The organism is Rhizobium brockwellii, assembly GCF_000769405.2.
Taxonomy (GTDB): domain Bacteria; phylum Pseudomonadota; class Alphaproteobacteria; order Rhizobiales; family Rhizobiaceae; genus Rhizobium; species Rhizobium brockwellii.
The window spans coordinates 1,354,119-1,373,185 of sequence record NZ_CP053439.1; the positions used below are offsets into that span (position 1 = coordinate 1,354,119).

Here is a 19,067-nt window from a genome sequence, read left to right on the forward strand (position 1 = left end):
GCGGTCAATATGCACAGGAGCTTTGCCGGTTAGCGCCAGCGAAAGCTCCATCGGGCAGGGAAACTCCCGGCTGCCCGGGGGAAGATGAAAAAGGCACCAACATGGGTCTGCAGGCTCTATTTTTCTATCTTTTCGCCTTTGTCGCGGTGGCGTCGGCGTTCATGGTCATCTGGGCGAAGAACCCGGTTCACTCGGTTCTCTTCCTGATCCTGGTGTTCTTCAACGCGGCCGGCCTCTTCCTGCTGGCCGGTGCCGAATTCCTGGCGATGATCCTGCTCGTCGTCTATGTCGGCGCCGTCGCCGTTCTCTTCCTCTTCGTGGTGATGATGCTCGATATCGACTTCACCGAACTGAGGGCAGGGGTTCTCGAATATGCGCCGATCGGCGGGCTGATCGGGGTGATCCTGGCGGCCGAACTGATCGTCGTCATCGGCGGCAGCGTCATCTCGCCTGAGATCGCCAAATCAGTCGCCATGCCGATCCCGGCGCTGAGCGAGCGCACCAATACCGCCGCTCTCGGCGACGTGCTCTATACCAACTACGTCTATTTCTTCCAGATCGCTGGTCTGGTGCTCCTGGTCGCCATGATCGGCGCGATCGTGCTGACGTTGAGACACCGCACCAACATCAAGCGGCAGAATATTCCCAGGCAGGTTGCCCGCACGCCCGCCACCGCCGTCGAGGTGGTTTCGGTCAAGCCCGGGCAGGGCGTCTAAAGGTAGGTCAAGGAACAAAGAACATGGTCATCGGACTTTCCCACTACCTGACGGTCAGCGCCATCCTCTTCACGCTCGGCGTCTTCGGCATCTTCCTGAACCGGAAGAACGTCATCGTCATCCTGATGTCGATCGAACTGATCCTGCTTGCCGTCAACATCAACATGGTCGCCTTCTCCCATTTCCTGAACGACATCGTCGGCCAGGTCTTCGCGCTGTTCATCCTGACGGTCGCGGCTGCCGAAGCGGCGATCGGTCTTGCAATTCTCGTTGTCTTCTACCGCAACCGCGGCTCGATCGCGGTCGAAGACGTCAATATGATGAAGGGCTGAGTGGCTCATGTTCCTCTATAAGGCTATCGTCTTTCTTCCCTTGATCGGTGCGATCGTCGCCGGCCTTTTCGGCCGCGCCATCGGCGCCAAGGCTTCGGAATATGTCACCAGCGGCCTGATGATCATCGCCGCCATCTTGTCCTGGGTCGTCTTCTTCACCGTCGGCATGGGCCATGCCGAAGGCGGTCCGATCAAGGTCGAGGTGCTGCGCTGGATCCAGTCCGGCGGCATCGACGTCTCCTGGTCGCTGCGCGTGGATACGCTGACATCAGTCATGCTGATCGTCGTCAACACGGTCTCGACGCTGGTGCATGTCTATTCGATCGGTTACATGCATACCGATCCGCATCGCCCGCGCTTCTTCGCCTATCTCTCGCTCTTCACCTTCGCCATGCTGATGCTGGTGACCGCCGACAACCTTGCCCAGATGTTCTTCGGCTGGGAAGGCGTCGGTCTCGCCTCCTATCTGCTGATCGGCTTCTGGTTCAAGAAACCGTCGGCGACGGCCGCAGCGATGAAGGCCTTCATCGTCAACCGCGTCGGCGACTTCGGCTTCGTGCTCGGCATTGCCGGCGTGTTCGTGCTGTTCGGCTCGATCAACTTCGACACGATCTTCGCCAATGCCTCGAACTTCGCCCCGCATGAAGGCGGCGGCGAGGCGAGCGAGGTGATCCTCAACCTCTTCGGCATGCAGCTCGACAAGGCGCATGCGCTGACCGGCATCTGCCTGCTGCTCTTCATGGGCGCGATGGGCAAGTCGGCGCAGTTCCTGCTGCACACCTGGCTGCCGGACGCCATGGAAGGCCCGACCCCGGTCTCGGCCCTCATCCATGCCGCCACCATGGTCACCGCCGGCGTCTTCCTCGTCGCGCGCATGTCGCCGCTCTTCGAACTGTCGCACGATGCGCTTGTCGTCGTCACCGTGATCGGCGCCATCACTGCCTTCTTCGCGGCAACCGTCGGCCTCGTGCAGAACGACATCAAGCGCGTCATCGCCTATTCCACCTGTTCGCAGCTCGGTTACATGTTCGTGGCGCTCGGGGTAGGGGCCTATGGCGCGGCGATCTTCCATCTCTTCACGCACGCCTTCTTCAAGGCGCTGCTCTTCCTTTGCGCCGGCTCGGTCATCCATGCCGTCGATGGCGAGCAGGACATGCGCTACATGGGCGGCCTGCGGCCGCATATTAAGTGGACGTTCCGTATGATGATTGTCGGTACGCTGGCGATCACCGGCGTCGGCATTCCCTTCACGCCGATCGGTTTTGCCGGCTTCTTCTCCAAGGACGTGATTATCGAGGCGACCTACGCTTCGCATTCGCCGGTCTCGGGCTTTGCCTTCTCGCTGCTGGTCATTGCGGCTCTGTTCACCAGCTTCTATTCCTGGCGCCTGATATTCATGACCTTCTTCGGCAAGCCGCGCGCTTCCCACGAGGTGATGCACCATGTCCACGAGTCGCCGCAGGTCATGCTGGTGCCGCTCTATCTGCTGGCGATCGGCGCGGTGCTTGCCGGCTACTTCTTCGAAGGCCGGTTCTATGGCGAGGAATATGCCGAGTTCTGGAAGGGGGCGCTCTTTACCGGCGCCGAGAACGAACTGGTCGAAGAGTTCCACCATGTTCCGGCGCTCGTGGCTTTGAGCCCGTTCATCGCCATGGTGCTCGGCTTCGTCACCGCCTGGTACATGTATATCCGCTCGCCGCAGACGCCGCGCATCCTGGCGCAGCAGCACCGCGTGCTCTACCAGTTCCTGTTGAACAAGTGGTATTTCGACGAACTCTACGACTTCCTCTTCGTCCGCTCCGCCAAGGCGCTCGGTCGCTTCCTGTGGAAGAAGGGTGATGTCGGCGTCATCGACACCTACGGCCCGAACGGCGTCGCCGCTCGTGTCGTCGCCGTCACCGATCGCGTGGTTCGACTGCAGACCGGTTACCTCTATCACTACGCCTTCGCCATGCTGATCGGCATAGCGGCGCTCGTTACCTGGATGATGCTCGGGAGTTCCTTCTGATGACCGATTGGCCTATTCTTTCAACGGTCACCTTCCTGCCGCTCGTCGGCGTGGTGCTCCTGCTGCTGATGAACGGCGAGAGCGAAACCGGCCGCAAGAACGTGCTGTGGATCTCGCTGATCACCACCGTCTTCACCTTCGTCGTCTCGCTCTTCATCTGGACCGGCTTCGACAATGCCAATCCGGGCTTCCAGATGATCCAGAAGCTTGACTGGCTCGGCACCGGCATCGGCTACCACGTCGGCGTCGACGGTATCTCGATGCTGTTCGTCATCCTGTCGACCTTCCTCATGCCCTTCTGCGTGCTGGCGAGCTGGCTCTCGATCGAGAAGCGCCTGAAGGAATATATGATCGCCTTCCTCATCCTTGAAACGATGATGATCGGCGTCTTCGTCTCGCTCGATATCGTGCTCTTCTACGTCTTCTTCGAGGCGGGCCTCATTCCGATGTTCCTGATCATCGGTGTCTGGGGTGGCAAGGACCGCGTCTATGCGAGCTACAAGTTCTTCCTCTACACGCTGCTCGGCTCGGTGCTGATGCTGCTTGCCATCATGGCGATGTACTGGCAGGCCGGCACGACCGACATCACCGCGCTGCTCGCCTACAAGTTCCCGCCGGCGCTGCAGACCTGGTTATGGCTTGCCTTCTTCGCCTCCTTTGCGGTGAAGATGCCGATGTGGCCGGTCCATACCTGGCTTCCCGATGCCCACGTTCAGGCGCCGACGGCTGGCTCGGTGATCCTGGCCGGCGTGCTGCTGAAGCTCGGCGGCTACGGTCTCATCCGCTTCTCGCTCGGCATGTTCCCGGTCGCGTCCGATTATTTCGCGCCGCTCGTCTTTGCCATGTCCGTCATCGCCATCATCTACACCTCTCTGGTGGCGATGATGCAGGACGATATCAAGAAGCTGATCGCCTATTCCTCCGTGGCCCACATGGGCTATGTGACCATGGGCATCTTTGCCGCCAACATGCAGGGTGTTCAGGGGTCGATCTTCCAGATGCTCTCGCACGGTATCGTCTCCGGCGCGCTCTTCCTCTGCGTCGGCGTCGTCTACGATCGCACCCATACCCGCGAGATCAACGCCTATGGCGGCCTCGTCAACAACATGCCGAAATATGCCGTGGCGATGATGGTCTTCACCATGGCCAATGTCGGGCTTCCCGGCACGTCGGGCTTCGTCGGCGAATTCCTGACGCTGATCGGTGTCTTCCGGGTCAATACCTGGGTAGCGCTCTTTGCCGCCACCGGCGTCATCCTCTCGGCCGCCTACGCGCTCTGGCTTTATCGCCGGGTGATCTTCGGCGCGCTGGAGAAGGAAAAGCTGAAGGCGCTGCTTGATCTTTCTCCGCGCGAGCAGCTGATCCTTTACCCGCTGGTCGCGCTGACCATCTTCTTCGGCGTTTACCCGGCTCCGGTCTTCGACGCGACGGCCGCCTCGGTGGATCTGCTGGTCAACAACTACACGGCCGCCGTGCACGCAGCGCAGAATGTTGCGCTGTCTATGAAATGATGACGGGACTTATTGGACATGACCGCTGAAACAATTCTCCTCAGTCTGCATCTTTCCGCGCCGGAGCTCATCCTCGCGGTCGGCGCCCTTGTCCTGTTGATGGTCGGCGTCTTCTCAGGCGAGCGGTCGGGCCTTGTCGTCACCGGCCTGGCGATCGTCCTGCTGCTGGCCTCCGGCCTGTGGCTGCTCTTCGTGCCCGCAGAAGGCCTTGCCTATGGCGGCGTCTACATGGCCGACGGCTTCTCGCGCTTCATGAAGCTGGTGGCGCTGATCGGTTCGCTAGTCGCCATATTCATGTCGATCGGCCACGCCCGTGAAAATCAGCTCGACAAGTTCGAGTTCCCGGTTCTCCTGGTGCTTGCGACCCTTGGCATCCTGCTGATGATCTCGGCCAACGACCTGATCTCGCTCTATCTCGCGCTGGAACTGCAGTCGCTGGCGCTCTATGTCGTCGCAGCGATCAACCGTGACAGCCTGAAGTCGACCGAAGCCGGTCTGAAATATTTCGTCCTCGGCGCGCTTTCCTCCGGCATGCTGCTCTACGGCATGTCGCTGGTCTACGGTTTCACCGGCCACACCCACTTTCCCGAAATCGCCCAGGCGCTGTCCGTCGAGGGCGCGCGTTCGCTTGGTTTGATCTTCGGCCTGGTCTTCATCCTCGCCGGCATCGCCTTCAAGATCTCGGCCGTTCCCTTCCATATGTGGACGCCGGATGTTTATGAAGGCGCGCCGACGCCGGTCACCGCCTTCCTTGCCGCAGCACCCAAGGTCGCCGCCATGGCGATGATGACCCGCATCGTCATCACCGCTTTCCAGCCGGTTCTGGCAGACTGGCAGCAGGTCGTCGTCTTCATCTCGATCGCCTCGATGCTGCTCGGTTCGTTTGCCGCGATCGGCCAGAAGAATATTAAGCGACTGATGGCCTATTCCTCGATCGGCCACATGGGTTATGCGCTGGTCGGCCTTGCCGCCGGCAACCAGACCGGCGTCACCGGCGTCATGCTTTACATGGTCATCTACATGGTCATGACGCTTGGCACCTTTGCGATCATCATGTCGATGCGCCGAAAGGACGGCACCGTCGTCGAAAATGTCGACGATCTCGCCGGCCTCTCCACAACGAACCCGTTCATGGCCGTGGTGCTGACGGCGCTGATGTTCTCGCTCGCCGGCATCCCGCCGCTCGCCGGCTTCTTCGCGAAGTACTTCGTCTTCGTTGCCGCCATCGAGGCCAAGCTCTATGCGCTCGCCATCATCGGCGTTCTCGCCTCGGTCGTCGGCGCTTACTATTATCTGCGTGTCATCAAGCTGATGTGGTTCGATGAGGCGACCGGCGAATTCGCCCGTGTCTCTGGAGCGCTGCGTCTGGTCTTCGGTCTCTCCGGTCTCTTCGTCACCGCCTATGTCCTCATCGGCGGCCCGATCGGCGGCGCGGCAGAGCTTGCCGCTGCGACGCTCTTCTGATGGCTTCCGACGGACGGCGCCGGATATCGCTCGGCGATTTCAGGCACGAGGCTCTGTCGGAAACATCGTCTACCAACAGCGAATGCCTCGCCCGGGCTCGGGCGGGCGATGGCGGTAATCTCTGGGTGACCGCCGAGAAGCAGACGGGCGGTCGCGGCCGCCGCGGCAGGCTCTGGGTTTCCGAGCGCGGCAATCTCTACGCTTCTCTTCTCCTGATCGACCCGGCGCCGATGGAGCGGCTGGGCTCGCTGCCGCTGGCGATCGCCGTTGCCGTGCACCAGGCGATCCGCAGGGTGTTGCCACTGGGCGCCGAACCGCTCGAGGTCAAATGGCCGAACGATATCCTCATCGGCCGAAAGAAGACCTGCGGTATTCTCGTCGAAGGCGAGGGGCTCCCGGATGGCCATTACGCGCTGATCGTCGGCATCGGCATCAATATCTCGGTAATGCCCGACAATCCGCTCTACCCCGTTACCTGTCTGCGTCAGCAGGGAAGTGCGGCTTCGCCGGAAGAACTCTTCGCGCATCTCTTCGCCGCCGCGGCGGAAGTGCTTGAAATATGGGACCAGGGCCGTGGCGTCGGCGAGATCACGACGCTCTGGCGCGCCATCGCCTGCGGCATCGGCGAAAAGATTACGGTCAATTTGCCCGACCGATCGATTTCCGGACAATTCGCCGGAATTGATGATAATGGCTTGTTGATGCTCGATACCGGCGCTGGCAGGATAATGCCCATTGCTGCCGGTGATGTGTTTTTTGGATAGCGGAAAAAACGAAAATTATGGCGAAACAGGACGAACTGGTATTCCTGCCTCTGGGCGGCGTCGGTGAGATTGGCATGAATCTCGCTCTCTACGGCTACGGCCCGCCCGAGCATCGCCAGTGGATCATGGTCGATTGTGGCGTCACTTTTCCCGGGCCTGACCTGCCGGGCGTCGACCTCGTATTGCCCGATATCCGCTTCCTCGCCAGCGAACGAAAGAACCTCAAGGCGATCATCATCACCCATGCGCATGAAGACCATTATGGTGCGCTCGCCGACCTCTGGCCCGGCCTCAACGTGCCGGTCTATGCCTCTGGTTTTACATCAGGTCTGCTCGAAGCCAAGCGCAATTTCGAGAAGGCTAAGATCGGCGAAGTGCCGGTGACGCCGTTCAAGGCCGGCGATACGATCAATGTCGGCCCCTTCAGCATCGAAGGCGTCGCCGTCAACCATTCGATCCCCGAGCCGATGTCGCTGATGATCCGCACGCCGGTCGGCAATGTCATCCATACCGGCGACTGGAAGATCGACCACGAGCCTTCGCTCGGGCCGCTGACCGACGAGACACGTTTCCGCCAGCTCGGCGATGAGGGCGTGCTAGCGCTGATGTGCGATTCCACCAATGCGCTACGCGACGGTGTTTCGCCCTCCGAGAAGGATGTGTCGGAAAGCCTGCGCAAGATCATCGAGAATGCCGAGGGCCGGGTGGCGATCACCACCTTCTCTTCGAATGTCGGGCGTATCCGCACCGTTGCCGAAGCTGCCGAGGCGGCAGGCCGCGAAGTGCTGCTGCTCGGCAGTTCGCTCAAGCGCGTCGTCAACGTCGCCCAGGATATCGGCCTGATGGAAGGCGTGAAGCCCTTCATCTCCGAGGACGAATACGGCTACATCCCGCGTGACAAGGTCGTCGTCATCCTGACCGGCAGCCAGGGCGAGGCGCGGGCTGCCCTTGCCAAGCTCTCGCGCGACGAGATGCGCAATGTGGCGTTTGCGGCGGGCGATATCGTCGTCTTTTCCTCGCGCGCCATTCCCGGCAACGAGAAGGCGATCCAGGACATCAAGAACGGCCTCGTCGAGCAGGGTGTGCACATCATCACGGATACCGAGGCGCTGGTCCACGTTTCCGGTCATCCGCGCCGCAACGAGTTGCAGCGGATGTATGAGTGGACGCGGCCGAAGATCGTCGTGCCGGTGCATGGCGAGGCAACACATCTGACGGCGCATAAGGAACTTGCCGAGCAATCCGGCATCGCACTGGTGCCGCGGGTGCGCAACGGCGATATCCTGCGGCTGGCGCCGGGTCCCGTCGAGGTGATCGGCGAGGCGCCGCATGGCCGGATTTATAAGGATGGCACGCTGATCGGCGATTTCGACGAGATGGGCATCGGCGAGCGCAAGAAGCTCTCCTATGTCGGCCATGTCGCGGTCAACGTCGTGCTCGACGCCCGCTATGACATCGTCGGCGAACCAGACCTCATTTCGATCGGCCTGCCGACCTACGATGACGAGGGCGAGGATATGGAGGATACGCTCTTCGACGCGGCGGTCAGCGCCATCGAGAGCATTCCGCGCGCCCGCCGCAAGGATATCGACATGCTGCAGGAGGCCGTGCGCCGCGCCATCCGCTCGGCCGCGAACAACACCTGGGGCAAGAAACCTCTTGTCACCGCCTTCGTCACCAAGGTTTGACCATGCTCGGCCGGGTCAACCATATCGCCATCGCAGTGCCCGATCTGGCCGCGGCGACGGCCGCCTATCGCGATACGCTGGGCGCTGCCGTATCGCAGCCGCAGGCTCTGCCGGAACACGGCGTTACCGTCGTCTTCGTCGAATTGCCGAACACCAAGGTCGAATTGCTGCAACCGCTCGGCGATACTTCGCCGATCGCAGCCTTCCTCGAAAAGAACCCATCCGGCGGCATGCATCACATCTGCTACGAGGTGGACGATATCCTTCTTGCCCGTGACCGGCTGGTCGCGGCGGGCGCAAGGGTGCTTGGCGATGGCCAGCCGAAGATCGGCGCGCATGGCAAGCCGGTACTCTTTCTGCACCCCAAGGATTTCTTCGGCACGCTGATCGAACTCGAACAGGCCTGAGCCCTGCTGCGGCAGAGTGACCCGAGGGCGGCTAAACGTTTCGCCGGCTTTGAATTGGTCGCCATTCCGCCGTATAAGGACGCGATATCAGCGCGGCATCAACGGGAACCATAATGCTCCAGATCGTTCTTCAGGGATTTGCCGTCTACTTCATCATCTGGTGGATGACGCTTTTTGCCGTCCTGCCGATCGGCCTGCGCACCCAGGCGGACGACAATGATGTCGTGCTCGGCACCGTTCCGAGCGCGCCTACCCGGTTTCGCGCCGCTTTCGTGTTTTCGCTGACGACGCTGATTTCGGCCCTGGTCTACGGCCTGTGGTACGTCTGCGACACCTATTTCGGCTGGGGCTTCGATGCCCTGCCACAACTCGGCCCCAGCTTCTATTGAGCGTGGCTTTTGCTCAAACTTTGAGCAGATGTAAACCTATTGAAAGTGAATTTTGTCATACCGGCGTCATACTGTTGCGGCAAAGAGCTCTCGTAACGGAATGATGGCCATCCCCTTACGGAAGCCGGCTTGATTTCTGGATGGGGTGGAGGCCGAAAAGCCAAAAAAAAACAAGGCTAAAAGCCTTGTTTTAAGTATCGCGTGATCTGTAACCGTTGCCGGGGCTGCGACGAGCGCGCCTAAGATCTGATCCTCCCAAGACTTGACCGCGAATTCGGCAAGAATTTAACTTCCTGCCTGTTTTGTGAGCTAAAACTAGCTCAAAGATTGGGCTTTGTCATCAGCTTTTTTTGCATTTTTGCTACACTCTAGCAAAATTTTTCTGTTGACAAGATTTTCGTTCAAGTCCTTATAAACACGCGCTTTTTCAGCCCCTTTCATTTTGCGGGTGCGAACATGCGCTTCCGGGAGGTTGCCGGCATCCGTTGCGGGTTTCCTTCCTGCCGCGAAGCGGCTATGAACGCTCCCGACATTAACAATGGTCTTTCGATTCCGCCTACTGCGGGATCTCAACCGCTCCGGAATCCGCCATGCGTCTGTCCCGCTATTTCATGCCCATCCTCAAGGAAAACCCCAAGGAAGCGGAAATCGTCTCCCACCGGCTGATGCTGCGCGCCGGCATGATCCGCCAGCAGTCGCAGGGCATCTATTCCTGGCTGCCGCTCGGCAAGCGCGTGCTCGACAAGGTCAACGCGATTATCCGCGACGAGCAGAACCGCGCCGGCGCCATCGAGCTGTCGATGCCGACGTTGCAATCGGCCGAACTCTGGCAGGAAAGCGGCCGCTACGACGCCTATGGCAAGGAGATGCTGCGCATCAAGGACCGTCAGGATCGGCCGATGCTTTACGGCCCGACCAACGAAGAGATGGTGACGGATATTTTCCGCTCCTCCGTCAAGTCCTACAAGGACCTGCCGCTCAATCTCTATCATATCCAGCTGAAGTTCCGTGACGAGATCCGTCCGCGCTTCGGCACCATGCGCTCGCGCGAATTCATGATGAAGGATGCCTATTCCTTCGATCTGACGCGCGAAGGGGCGGAGCATTCCTATAACAAGATGTTCGCCGCCTATCTCAGAACCTTCGACCGGCTCGGCCTGCGCGCCATCCCGATGCGCGCCGACACCGGCCCGATCGGCGGCAAGCTCAGCCATGAATTCATCATCCTCGCCGATACCGGCGAATCCGAAGTCTTCTGCCACAAGGATTTCGTCGATTTCGATATTCCTGGCGAACACACCGATTTCGACAGTGTCGAGGGCCTGCAGGCGATCTTCGATAAATGGACCTCGCTCTACGCGGCGACCTCGGAAATGCACGACGAGGCGGCTTTCAACGCCGTTCCGGAAGGCGACCGCCTGTCGGCGCGCGGCATCGAAGTCGGCCACATCTTCTATTTTGGCACGAAATATTCCGAGCCGATGGGCGCGAAAGTGCAGGGACCTGACGGCAAGGAACACTTCGTTCATATGGGTTCCTACGGTATCGGCCCGACACGCCTTGTTCCCGCCATCATCGAAGCATCGCATGATGATAACGGAATCATTTGGCCGGCATCGGTCGCGCCCTTCGATGTCGTCGTGATCAACATGAAGGCGGGCGATCAGGCCTGTGACGATACTTGCGAGCTGATCTATGCCGCGCTGACCAGGGCCGGCAAGGATGTGCTCTATGACGATACCGACGATCGGGCCGGCACGAAATTCGCGACCGCCGACCTGATCGGTGTGCCCGTCCAGATCATCGCCGGCCCGCGCGCGGTCGCGAGCGGCGAAGTGGAAGTGAAAGACCGCAAGACCGGCGCCCGCGAAACGATGACCATCGAAGCGGCGATCAACAGGTTCGTGGCTTAAGGAGACGGAGGCAAAATGGCGGAGGCAGCAGTGGACCGGAGTTCAAAATCCGGCTTGGGTCCGGCTAGCAAGCCATTTTCCACCTTCGAGCGCCTCGTGGCGTGGCGCTATCTGCGGGCCCGCCGCAAGGAGGCTTTCATATCGGTCATCGCCGGGTTCTCCTTCGTCGGCATCATGCTCGGCGTTGCGACGCTGATCATCGTCATGGCCGTCATGAACGGCTTCCGTACAGAGCTCGTCTCGCGCATCCTCGGCATCAACGGCCATATGATCGTCCAGCCGGTCGACGGCCCCTTCACCGATTATCCTATCCTCAGCAGCAAACTCGCCGCCGTACCGGGCGTCAAGATGGCGCTACCCCTGGTGGAAGGTCAGGTGCTCGCCTCGGCCCAGGCCGGCGGCAGCACCGGCGCTCTGGTGCGCGGCGCCCGCGCCGAGGACCTGACCAAGCTCAAAACGATCTCCGACAACATCAAATCCGGCGACATGGTGGGTTATGCCTCCGGCCAGGGCGTGCTGATCGGAACCCGCATGGCCGATCAGCTCGGTCTGCGCGTCGGCGACCTCATTACGTTGACGTCGCCAGATGGTGACATTACGCCGATGGGGGTCAGCCCGCGCATCAAGTCCTACAAGATTTCCGGCCTCTTCGAGATCGGCATGTCGGAATATGATTCCTCGATCATCTTCATGCCGCTCGAGGAAGCGCAGCTCTATTTCAATGCCGAGGGACTGGTGCAGTCGATCGAGCTCTTCGTCGATGACCCCGACGATATCGACAATCTCAGGCCCAAGGTGGAAGAGGCGGCCGGCCGCCAGATCGCCATCACCGACTGGCGCCAGCGCAACCAGACCTTCTTCTCGGCGCTGCAGGTCGAGCGCAACGTCATGTTCATGATCCTGACGCTGATCGTGCTCGTCGCGGCGCTGAACATCATCTCCGGCCTCATCATGCTGGTGAAGGACAAGGGCAGCGATATCGCCATCCTGCGCACCATGGGTGCCAGCGCCGGCGCAATCATGCGCATCTTCTTCATGACCGGCGCGGCGATCGGCATCGTCGGCACCATTGCCGGTGTGCTGCTCGGCGTTCTCGTCTGCGTCAACATCGAATCCGTCCGCCAGTTCTTCTCCTGGATTTCAGGCACCGTGCTCTTCAATCCGCAGGTCTATTTCCTCAGCCAGCTGCCGGCCGAGATGGATCTCAGCGAAACGATCTCGATCGTCGCCATGGCGCTGACGCTCTCCTTCATCGCGACCATCTTCCCGGCCTGGCGTGCCTCCAGGCTCGATCCGGTGCAGGCCCTGCGCTACGAATAAGGAATGCCGCCTTCATGAAACGCAACGTCGTTCTCAAGCTTACCGGCGTCGAGCGCCATTACGGGCAGGGCGATACGCTGCTCTCGATCCTCAAGGGCGCAGATTTTTCGATATCGAAGGGGGAGACTGTCGCTCTCGTCGCCCCTTCCGGCACCGGCAAGTCGACACTGCTGCATATCGCCGGCCTGCTGGAGCATCCGGACGGCGGTGAAGTCAACATCAACGGCCATGCCTGCGACGGCCTGAGCGATGACAAACGCACCGCCATCCGCCGTGGCGAAATCGGCTTCGTCTACCAGTTCCATCACCTGCTGCCGGAATTTTCGGCACTCGAAAATATCATGATGCCGCAGCTGATCGCCGGGCTGTCCTGGAAGGAAGCCGGAGAGCGGGCCGGCCAGCTTCTCGATTATATGCGCATCGGCCATCGTGGCTCGCATCGCCCCGGCGAGCTTTCCGGCGGCGAGCAGCAGCGCGTTGCGATTGCCCGCGCCGTCGCCAATGCGCCGACCCTGCTTCTTGCCGACGAGCCGACCGGCAATCTCGACCCGGAAACGGCGAGCTACGTCTTCGAGGCGCTGGAAGCGCTGGTGCGCCAGTCCGGCCTTGCTGCCCTCATCGCCACCCATAACCACGAGCTCGCCCGCCGCATGGATCGGCGTGTGACGATCTCCGACGGCAAGATCGTCGATTTCTGATGCATATCGCCCAAAAGTGTGCAGCGGTTTCGGGATAACGACACGCATAAATCAAAGACCTAAAGCGCGTCGCATGAATCCAGATTGACGCGATGCGCTTTAAGGCTGCGATCAGGGAACGATCAGTCCGCCGCGATAGTCGAGCATATAGGCTTTCTGGTTATCGACCATGATGCATTCGCTGCCGCTGAACCGCTCGCAGGCGCCTTCGCTGCGGTCGATATAGCGGCCGGACGGATGGTCGAATTCCATTCCGCCAAGAAACCGGCCGTCTCGATACATTGCCGAAAGTGCAGCCTTGATCACCGCTCCGGCTGCTGTGCCGTCGATGAGCTCAGGCCTAATGACGCAGCCGAAATAATTCATCGCCCAGACGGGCTCGTCGGCAAGCCACACCACTTCCTGTCCGGCGAAATCGGTCCCGCCGAAATAGCTGTCGAGATAGCGCCAATCGCCGCGTTCGTAACCGATATCGTGGGAACTCGGCCGGCAGGGCGCGCGCGCCGCGCCGCCGCCCACATAGGTCGTAGCCTTCGCCTCCACGATGAATTCGTTCAGCATCGCAATATCGAGCATGTCATTCTCCTCTCGGCCCGATGTTGGCAAACATACCCTGGCATGTAAAGAACATAAAGTGAACGAAGGCCGGCAGTAATTAGAGTCGCCCTGCGGCGGATCGAGAAAGGGCAAGGCTGCTGCCGATCACATCGAACGACGGCCCTTTAGCCGATTCCTCGCCTAGTTCCTGTGATTTTCAAACGCAAGAAAGGAGGAAAAGATTCCTGTTGACAATGGAACATACATGGAACAAATTGAAAACATAACGAGTAAAGGAGAGCCCGATGACTGACATGATCCGTGATATCGCAGCATTCACCTCCATCGCAATGTTCGTTGCCAGCTTCTCGCTCATCGTCATGGCGCTCTAAAGTTTTCAGGGGACCGCATGGAAATCATGCGGTCCGGACGCGGGACTTCTTCTGGACATCATCGCCCTCTATGCCGACAATGCGTCCGATTCATTCGGATGATTGGGAAGGCATGTCATGGCGGATACGGCAAAGGGTTCAACGGGTGAGGCGATCGGCGGTACGCCGGGTTTCATCCACCTGAGGGTCCATTCCGCCTATTCGCTTCTCGAGGGCGCGCTGCCGCTGAAGAAGATCCTCTACAAGGCGACCGGCGACAGCCAGCCGGCGATTGCGATTACCGACACCAACAACCTGTTCGTCGCCCTCGAATTCTCCCAGAAGGCGATGGAGGAAGGCCTGCAGCCGATCATCGGCTGTCAGGTCTCGATCGATATGGGAGACGGGTTGGAAACGGAAAAGCGCGGCGGCCAGCAGGCCCTGGTCAAGCTGCCGGCGATCGTTCTTCTTGCCGCGACGGATGCCGGTTACGAACGGCTGGTCGATCTTGTCAGCCGGGCCTATCTCGGCGGCGAGAGCAACCAGGCTGTTCATATCAGTGCCTCCTGGCTGGAGGAGGCAGGCACGGAAGGGCTGATCGCATTGACCGGCGCGCTGACCGGGCCGGTCGACGTGGCCATCAAGGAAGGCCATCCCGCTCAGGCGGAAGCCCGGCTGCTCACGCTGAAGCGCCTCTTCGGCGACAGGCTCTATGTCGAACTGCAGCGGCACGGCACCTATGACAAGCGGCACGAGCAGAAGATTATCGGGCTCGCCTATGCCCACGACCTGCCGCTGGTTGCGACCAACGAGGCCTTCTTTCCGACCCGCGACGATTACGACGCCCATGATGCGCTCATGGCGGTCGCGCACAACGCCATCGTCTCCGACGACAGCCGCTTTCGCCTGACGCCGGATCACTATCTGAAGAGCCGGGCCGAGATGGTCAAGCTCTTCGCCGACCTGCCGGAAGCGCTGGAAAATACGATCGAGATCGCCACGCGCTGCTCCTTCGTGCTGAAGACCAGAAAGCCGATCCTGCCACGCTTCACCGGTGCGACCGACGATGCCGAGGAGGCCGAACGCGCCGAGGCGAGCGAGCTGCGCCGCCAGGCGGTCGAAGGGCTGGACATGCGACTTTCAACGCTCGGCATGTCGGCGGGTTACGAGGAAAAGGATTATCGCGAACGGCTGGATTTCGAACTCAGCGTCATCGAGCGCATGCGTTTCCCCGGTTACTTTCTGATCGTTGCCGACTTCATCAAATGGGCCAAGCAGCATGACATTCCGGTCGGTCCCGGCCGTGGTTCGGGCGCCGGTTCGCTGGTCGCCTATGCCTTGACGATCACCGACGTCGATCCCTTGCGTTTTTCGCTGCTCTTCGAGCGCTTCCTCAATCCGGAACGCGTCTCGATGCCGGACTTCGACATCGATTTCTGCCAGGACCGCCGCGAAGAGGTGATCCGCTACGTCCAGGCCAAGTATGGCCGCGAGCAGGTGGCGCAGATCATCACTTTCGGTTCGCTGCAGGCGCGCGCCGCCCTTCGTGACGTCGGCCGTGTGCTGGAAATGCCCTACGGCCAGGTCGACAAGATCTGCAAACTCGTGCCGAACAACCCGGCCAATCCGACGCCGCTGTCCAAAGCGATCGAGGAGGAGCCGAAGCTGCAGGAGGAGGCGGCGAAGGAACCCGTTGTCGCGCGCCTGCTCGATATCGCCCAGAAGATCGAGGGGCTTTACCGCCACGCCTCGACTCACGCCGCCGGTATCGTCATCGGCGACCGGCCGCTTTCCAAGCTGGTGCCGATGTATCGCGATCCGCGCTCCGATATGCCGGTCACCCAGTTCAACATGAAATGGGTCGAGCAGGCGGGCTTGGTCAAATTCGACTTCCTCGGCCTGAAGACGCTGACGGTGCTGAAGGTCGCGGTCGATTTCGTCGCCAAGCTCGGCGTCAAGGTCGATCTCGCGGCCATTCCTCTCGATGACAAGAAGACCTACGAGATGCTGTCGCGCGGTGAGACGGTCGGCGTGTTCCAGGTGGAAAGTGCCGGCATGCGCAAGGCGCTGATCGGCATGAAGCCGGACTGCATCGAGGACATCATCGCGCTGGTGGCGCTCTACCGTCCCGGCCCGATGGAGAATATCCCGACCTACAATGCCCGCAAGCACGGCGACGAAGAGCTGGAATCGATCCATCCGATGATCGACCACCTGCTCAAGGAAACCCAGGGCGTCATCGTCTATCAGGAACAGGTGATGCAGATCGCCCAGGTGCTGTCTGGCTATTCGCTGGGGGAAGCCGACCTTCTGCGTCGCGCCATGGGTAAGAAGATCAAGGCTGAGATGGACCAGCAGCGCGAACGCTTCGTCGTTGGCGCCGTCAAGAATGGCGTATCGAAGCCGCAGGCCGACAATATCTTCGAACTGCTGGCGAAGTTCGCCAATTACGGCTTCAACAAGTCGCATGCCGCCGCCTATGCCATCGTCTCTTACCAGACGGCCTACATGAAGGCGCATTATCCGGTCGAATTCCTCGCTGCATCGATGACGCTCGACATGTCCAACACCGAAAAGGTCAATGATTTCCGCCAGGATGCCAAGCGCCTCGGCATCGAAGTGATCGCACCCTCGGTGCAGAGCTCCTTCCGCCATTTCGAGACCGGCGACAACCGCATCTATTACGCGCTCGCCGCCCTCAAGGGCGTCGGGGAATCCGCCGTCGACCATATCGTCGAGGTGCGTGGCAACAAGCCCTTTGCCAGCATCGAGGATTTCTGCCTGCGCATCGATCCGCGTCAGGTCAATCGTCGCGTGCTCGAAAGCCTGATCTATGCCGGCGCCTTCGATTGTTTCGACATGGACCGCGCCCAGCTGGCAGCCGGCCTCGACCGTGTTCTCGGTTATGCCCAGCGCGCCCAGGAGAACAAGCTGAGCGGCCAGTCGGACATTTTCGGCAGCACGCTGACGTCGGGGCCTGAGAAGATCTCCCTGCCGCCGTTCTCGCCCTGGCTCCCCTCCGAGCGGCTGCTCAAGGAATTCCAGGTGCTGGGCTTCTATCTCACAGCCCACCCGCTCGATTCCTACAACAACATCCTGCAGAAGATGCGGGTGCAGACCTTTGCCGAGTTTTCCGCCGCCATCAAACAGGGCGCGGCCAATGCGCGACTTGCCGGTACCGTCATCTCGAAGCAGGAGCGCAAGACCCGCACCGGCAACAAGATGGGCATCATCGTCTTCTCCGATTCTTCGGGCCAGTTCGAAGCTGTGCTGTTTTCGGAAATGCTGAACCAGTATCGCGACGTGCTCGAGTCGGGAAAATCCTTCGTGCTGACCGCGACGGGCGAGGAGCGGCCGGAGGGCATCGGCCTGCGCATCCAGACGATCCAGTCGCTGGAGGAAAAGTCGCTGCAGATGCAGAAGGCACTACGCGTCTATGTCCGTGACTCCGGACCGCTGCGGATGGTTGCCGGCCATCTGAACGCCAAGGGCGACGGCCTGGTTTCCTTCATCGTCATCAAGGAGGATGGCAAACGCGAGGTGGAAGTGGCGCTGTCGGAGAAATACCGCATCACGCCGGAGATTGCCGCCGCCCTTCGCGCCGCTCCTGGCGTCGTCGACGTCGAGCTCGTCTGATTACCCGCGGGTGATTGTGATGAAATCCGTGCCTTCGCCGGTCTCCCGGCCGAGGCCGGTATCGGAGATCGTCAGCGTCGAGCCGGGCGCGATGAGGGCGTCGATCTTGCGGCGGGTCTCATCGGGGATGGTAATCCGGCTGAGCGAACGGGCGATCGGCTTGCCTGTAATGATTGAGCTTTCCTGATTGCTGATGCCGAGCCGCTTCATCGTCTCGCGGGAGAGATTGTTCTCGAGCGTGATGCCGAGCCAGTCCGCCGTGCCGGCTTTTTCATCGATCGCATGCAGCGTGAAGAAATGTGTGCCGAGCGCCAGTCCCGGATCGGCGATCGTCACCGGCGCTTCGAAGATCGGCTTGAAGGACTGCCGCACCATGATAACGCCGTTGGGCGGCTCTCCCTTGCCAGCCGCGGCATAGGCTTCTCTGAGGAGCGTGTCGGAAACCAGGCTCCTGTCGGCGGCAAATTCCGCCGGCCGCAGCGTCTTGAAAGCCTTGATCGCCTGCACCGTCGACGGACCGAGCAAGCCGTCCGGACTGCCGGCGGAAAAGCCGAGCTGGTTGAGCAGGGTTTGGATGTCGATCACCGTCTCGCGCAGCGTCCGGCGCGTGACGAGCATGCTGATCGGCTCGGACGGCGGCTCTGGTTCTGTCGCTGCAATCGGCTGCACTGCCGGCATCGGCATCGCAGCGGTATCGTTCATCGCCACCTGGACCGGCTTCTCGGGGCTGTCGAGCATCGAGGGCCGCAGTTCGACATCCGAAAGCAGCGGCATTGCCGTCGGCGTATCTGGACGGAAAAGGGTCGGATGGTCGATTGGCCGCGGCACCAGCTCACCGTCGCTGATGATGACGGGGACACTGAGGTCGGTCATGCCATAGAGCATTTTTGCGAAGGAGCCGGGCATGCGCACGCAGCCATGCGAGGCTGGATAACGCGGCACGGAATTGGATTCATGCAGCGCGATGCCGGACCAGGTCAGCCTTTGCATGAACGGCATCGGGGCTGCCGAGTAGAGATTGGATTCGTGGTATTTCTGCTTTTCCAGCACCGAGAAGATGCCACTCGGCGTCGTGTGGCCGTCCTTGCCGGTCGAGACCTTCGAGGTCGCGACGACCTCGGTGCCATCATAGACCGCAAGCGACTGCTTGTCCTTCGAGACGAAGATCTGCAGCGTGCGCGCAGCATCCGCGGCAAGAGCGGGGTGCACGAGTGCGGTGGCCGACAGCAAGCCGAGGCCGAAGACGAGACGCGAGAACATGAGACCCAACCATACGCAATACTTGCCCGGCACATTATGGGACGAAGTTTAAG

At 60.7% G+C, this 19,067-nt stretch carries 15 protein-coding genes; 13 read left to right on the forward strand and 2 right to left on the reverse strand.

Annotated features, from left to right (window positions below; genetic code table 11):
* The first annotated feature begins 101 nt into the window (after positions 1–101).
* The 12 genes from RLCC275e_RS06855 to RLCC275e_RS06910 all read left to right on the forward strand — a co-directional run bounded on the left by RLCC275e_RS06855 (position 102) and on the right by RLCC275e_RS06910 (position 13,210).
* Entirely contained in the window at positions 102–716 is a 615-nt protein-coding gene (locus RLCC275e_RS06855) for an NADH-quinone oxidoreductase subunit J (RefSeq protein ID WP_033180330.1), read from the forward strand.
* A gap of 23 nt (positions 717–739) precedes the next feature.
* Positions 740–1,048, forward strand: coding sequence for an NADH-quinone oxidoreductase subunit NuoK (gene nuoK, locus RLCC275e_RS06860; RefSeq protein WP_027685143.1), 309 nt, complete (start codon positions 740–742; stop codon positions 1,046–1,048).
* A gap of 7 nt (positions 1,049–1,055) precedes the next feature.
* Complete coding sequence (gene nuoL, locus RLCC275e_RS06865) at positions 1,056–3,056, forward strand: NADH-quinone oxidoreductase subunit L (RefSeq protein WP_033180329.1); 2,001 nt, start codon at positions 1,056–1,058, stop codon at positions 3,054–3,056.
* Complete coding sequence (locus RLCC275e_RS06870; protein WP_033180328.1) at positions 3,056–4,567, forward strand: NADH-quinone oxidoreductase subunit M; 1,512 nt, start codon at positions 3,056–3,058, stop codon at positions 4,565–4,567. The genes nuoL and RLCC275e_RS06870 overlap by 1 nt, the downstream gene beginning before the upstream one ends.
* 18 nt (positions 4,568–4,585) lie before the next feature.
* Entirely contained in the window at positions 4,586–6,031 is a 1,446-nt protein-coding gene (gene nuoN, locus RLCC275e_RS06875) for an NADH-quinone oxidoreductase subunit NuoN (protein WP_033180327.1), read from the forward strand.
* Entirely contained in the window at positions 6,031–6,795 is a 765-nt protein-coding gene (locus RLCC275e_RS06880; RefSeq protein WP_033180326.1) for a biotin--[acetyl-CoA-carboxylase] ligase, read from the forward strand. The genes nuoN and RLCC275e_RS06880 overlap by 1 nt, the downstream gene beginning before the upstream one ends.
* Before the next feature lie 17 nt (positions 6,796–6,812).
* Positions 6,813–8,483 carry a ribonuclease J gene (locus RLCC275e_RS06885; protein WP_033180325.1) on the forward strand — a complete coding sequence of 557 codons (1,671 nt, stop codon included), beginning with the start codon at positions 6,813–6,815 and terminating at the stop codon, positions 8,481–8,483.
* Positions 8,484–8,485: 2 nt separating this feature from the next.
* Entirely contained in the window at positions 8,486–8,890 is a 405-nt protein-coding gene (gene mce / locus RLCC275e_RS06890) for a methylmalonyl-CoA epimerase (protein ID WP_033180324.1), read from the forward strand.
* A 113-nt stretch (positions 8,891–9,003) separates the two neighbouring features.
* Positions 9,004–9,279, forward strand: a complete 276-nt coding sequence (locus RLCC275e_RS06895; protein WP_033180323.1) for a DUF1467 family protein — start codon at positions 9,004–9,006, stop codon at positions 9,277–9,279.
* Positions 9,280–9,869: 590 nt separating this feature from the next.
* Entirely contained in the window at positions 9,870–11,192 is a 1,323-nt protein-coding gene (gene proS, locus RLCC275e_RS06900; protein WP_033180322.1) for a proline--tRNA ligase, read from the forward strand.
* A gap of 15 nt (positions 11,193–11,207) precedes the next feature.
* The gene (locus tag RLCC275e_RS06905) at positions 11,208–12,512 is read left to right on the forward strand and encodes a lipoprotein-releasing ABC transporter permease subunit (RefSeq protein WP_033180321.1); all 1,305 of its coding nucleotides are present in this window, start codon (positions 11,208–11,210) and stop codon (positions 12,510–12,512) included.
* Between the two features lie 14 nt (positions 12,513–12,526).
* The gene (locus tag RLCC275e_RS06910; RefSeq protein WP_033180320.1) at positions 12,527–13,210 is read left to right on the forward strand and encodes an ABC transporter ATP-binding protein; all 684 of its coding nucleotides are present in this window, start codon (positions 12,527–12,529) and stop codon (positions 13,208–13,210) included.
* 111 nt (positions 13,211–13,321) lie between these two features.
* Here RLCC275e_RS06910 and RLCC275e_RS06915 read toward each other — a convergent pair whose 3' ends face one another.
* Positions 13,322–13,786: a DUF5680 domain-containing protein gene (locus RLCC275e_RS06915; RefSeq protein ID WP_033180319.1), complete on the reverse strand. Its 465-nt coding sequence runs from the start codon at positions 13,784–13,786 to the stop codon at positions 13,322–13,324.
* 470 nt (positions 13,787–14,256) lie between these two features.
* On the opposite strand from RLCC275e_RS06915, the gene dnaE reads away from it, so the two are divergent.
* Positions 14,257–17,754, forward strand: coding sequence for a DNA polymerase III subunit alpha (dnaE, locus tag RLCC275e_RS06920; RefSeq protein ID WP_033180318.1), 3,498 nt, complete (start codon positions 14,257–14,259; stop codon positions 17,752–17,754).
* On the opposite strand, the gene RLCC275e_RS06925 is transcribed toward dnaE, so the two are convergent.
* Complete coding sequence (locus tag RLCC275e_RS06925; protein ID WP_033180317.1) at positions 17,755–19,014, reverse strand: L,D-transpeptidase family protein; 1,260 nt, start codon at positions 19,012–19,014, stop codon at positions 17,755–17,757.
* Between the last annotated feature and the right edge of the window lie 53 nt (positions 19,015–19,067).

Coding starts and splice junctions, on each gene's coding strand:
- RLCC275e_RS06855 (WP_033180330.1), top strand. CDS start 102: ATGGGTCTGCAGGCTCTATTTTTCTATCTTTTCGCCTTTGTCGCGGTG.
- nuoK (WP_027685143.1), top strand. CDS start 740: ATGGTCATCGGACTTTCCCACTACCTGACGGTCAGCGCCATCCTCTTC.
- nuoL (WP_033180329.1), top strand. CDS start 1,056: ATGTTCCTCTATAAGGCTATCGTCTTTCTTCCCTTGATCGGTGCGATC.
- RLCC275e_RS06870 (WP_033180328.1), top strand. CDS start 3,056: ATGACCGATTGGCCTATTCTTTCAACGGTCACCTTCCTGCCGCTCGTC.
- nuoN (WP_033180327.1), top strand. CDS start 4,586: ATGACCGCTGAAACAATTCTCCTCAGTCTGCATCTTTCCGCGCCGGAG.
- RLCC275e_RS06880 (WP_033180326.1), top strand. CDS start 6,031: ATGGCTTCCGACGGACGGCGCCGGATATCGCTCGGCGATTTCAGGCAC.
- RLCC275e_RS06885 (WP_033180325.1), top strand. CDS start 6,813: ATGGCGAAACAGGACGAACTGGTATTCCTGCCTCTGGGCGGCGTCGGT.
- mce (WP_033180324.1), top strand. CDS start 8,486: ATGCTCGGCCGGGTCAACCATATCGCCATCGCAGTGCCCGATCTGGCC.
- RLCC275e_RS06895 (WP_033180323.1), top strand. CDS start 9,004: ATGCTCCAGATCGTTCTTCAGGGATTTGCCGTCTACTTCATCATCTGG.
- proS (WP_033180322.1), top strand. CDS start 9,870: ATGCGTCTGTCCCGCTATTTCATGCCCATCCTCAAGGAAAACCCCAAG.
- RLCC275e_RS06905 (WP_033180321.1), top strand. CDS start 11,208: ATGGCGGAGGCAGCAGTGGACCGGAGTTCAAAATCCGGCTTGGGTCCG.
- RLCC275e_RS06910 (WP_033180320.1), top strand. CDS start 12,527: ATGAAACGCAACGTCGTTCTCAAGCTTACCGGCGTCGAGCGCCATTAC.
- RLCC275e_RS06915 (WP_033180319.1), bottom strand. CDS start 13,786: ATGCTCGATATTGCGATGCTGAACGAATTCATCGTGGAGGCGAAGGCT.
- dnaE (WP_033180318.1), top strand. CDS start 14,257: ATGGCGGATACGGCAAAGGGTTCAACGGGTGAGGCGATCGGCGGTACG.
- RLCC275e_RS06925 (WP_033180317.1), bottom strand. CDS start 19,014: ATGTTCTCGCGTCTCGTCTTCGGCCTCGGCTTGCTGTCGGCCACCGCA.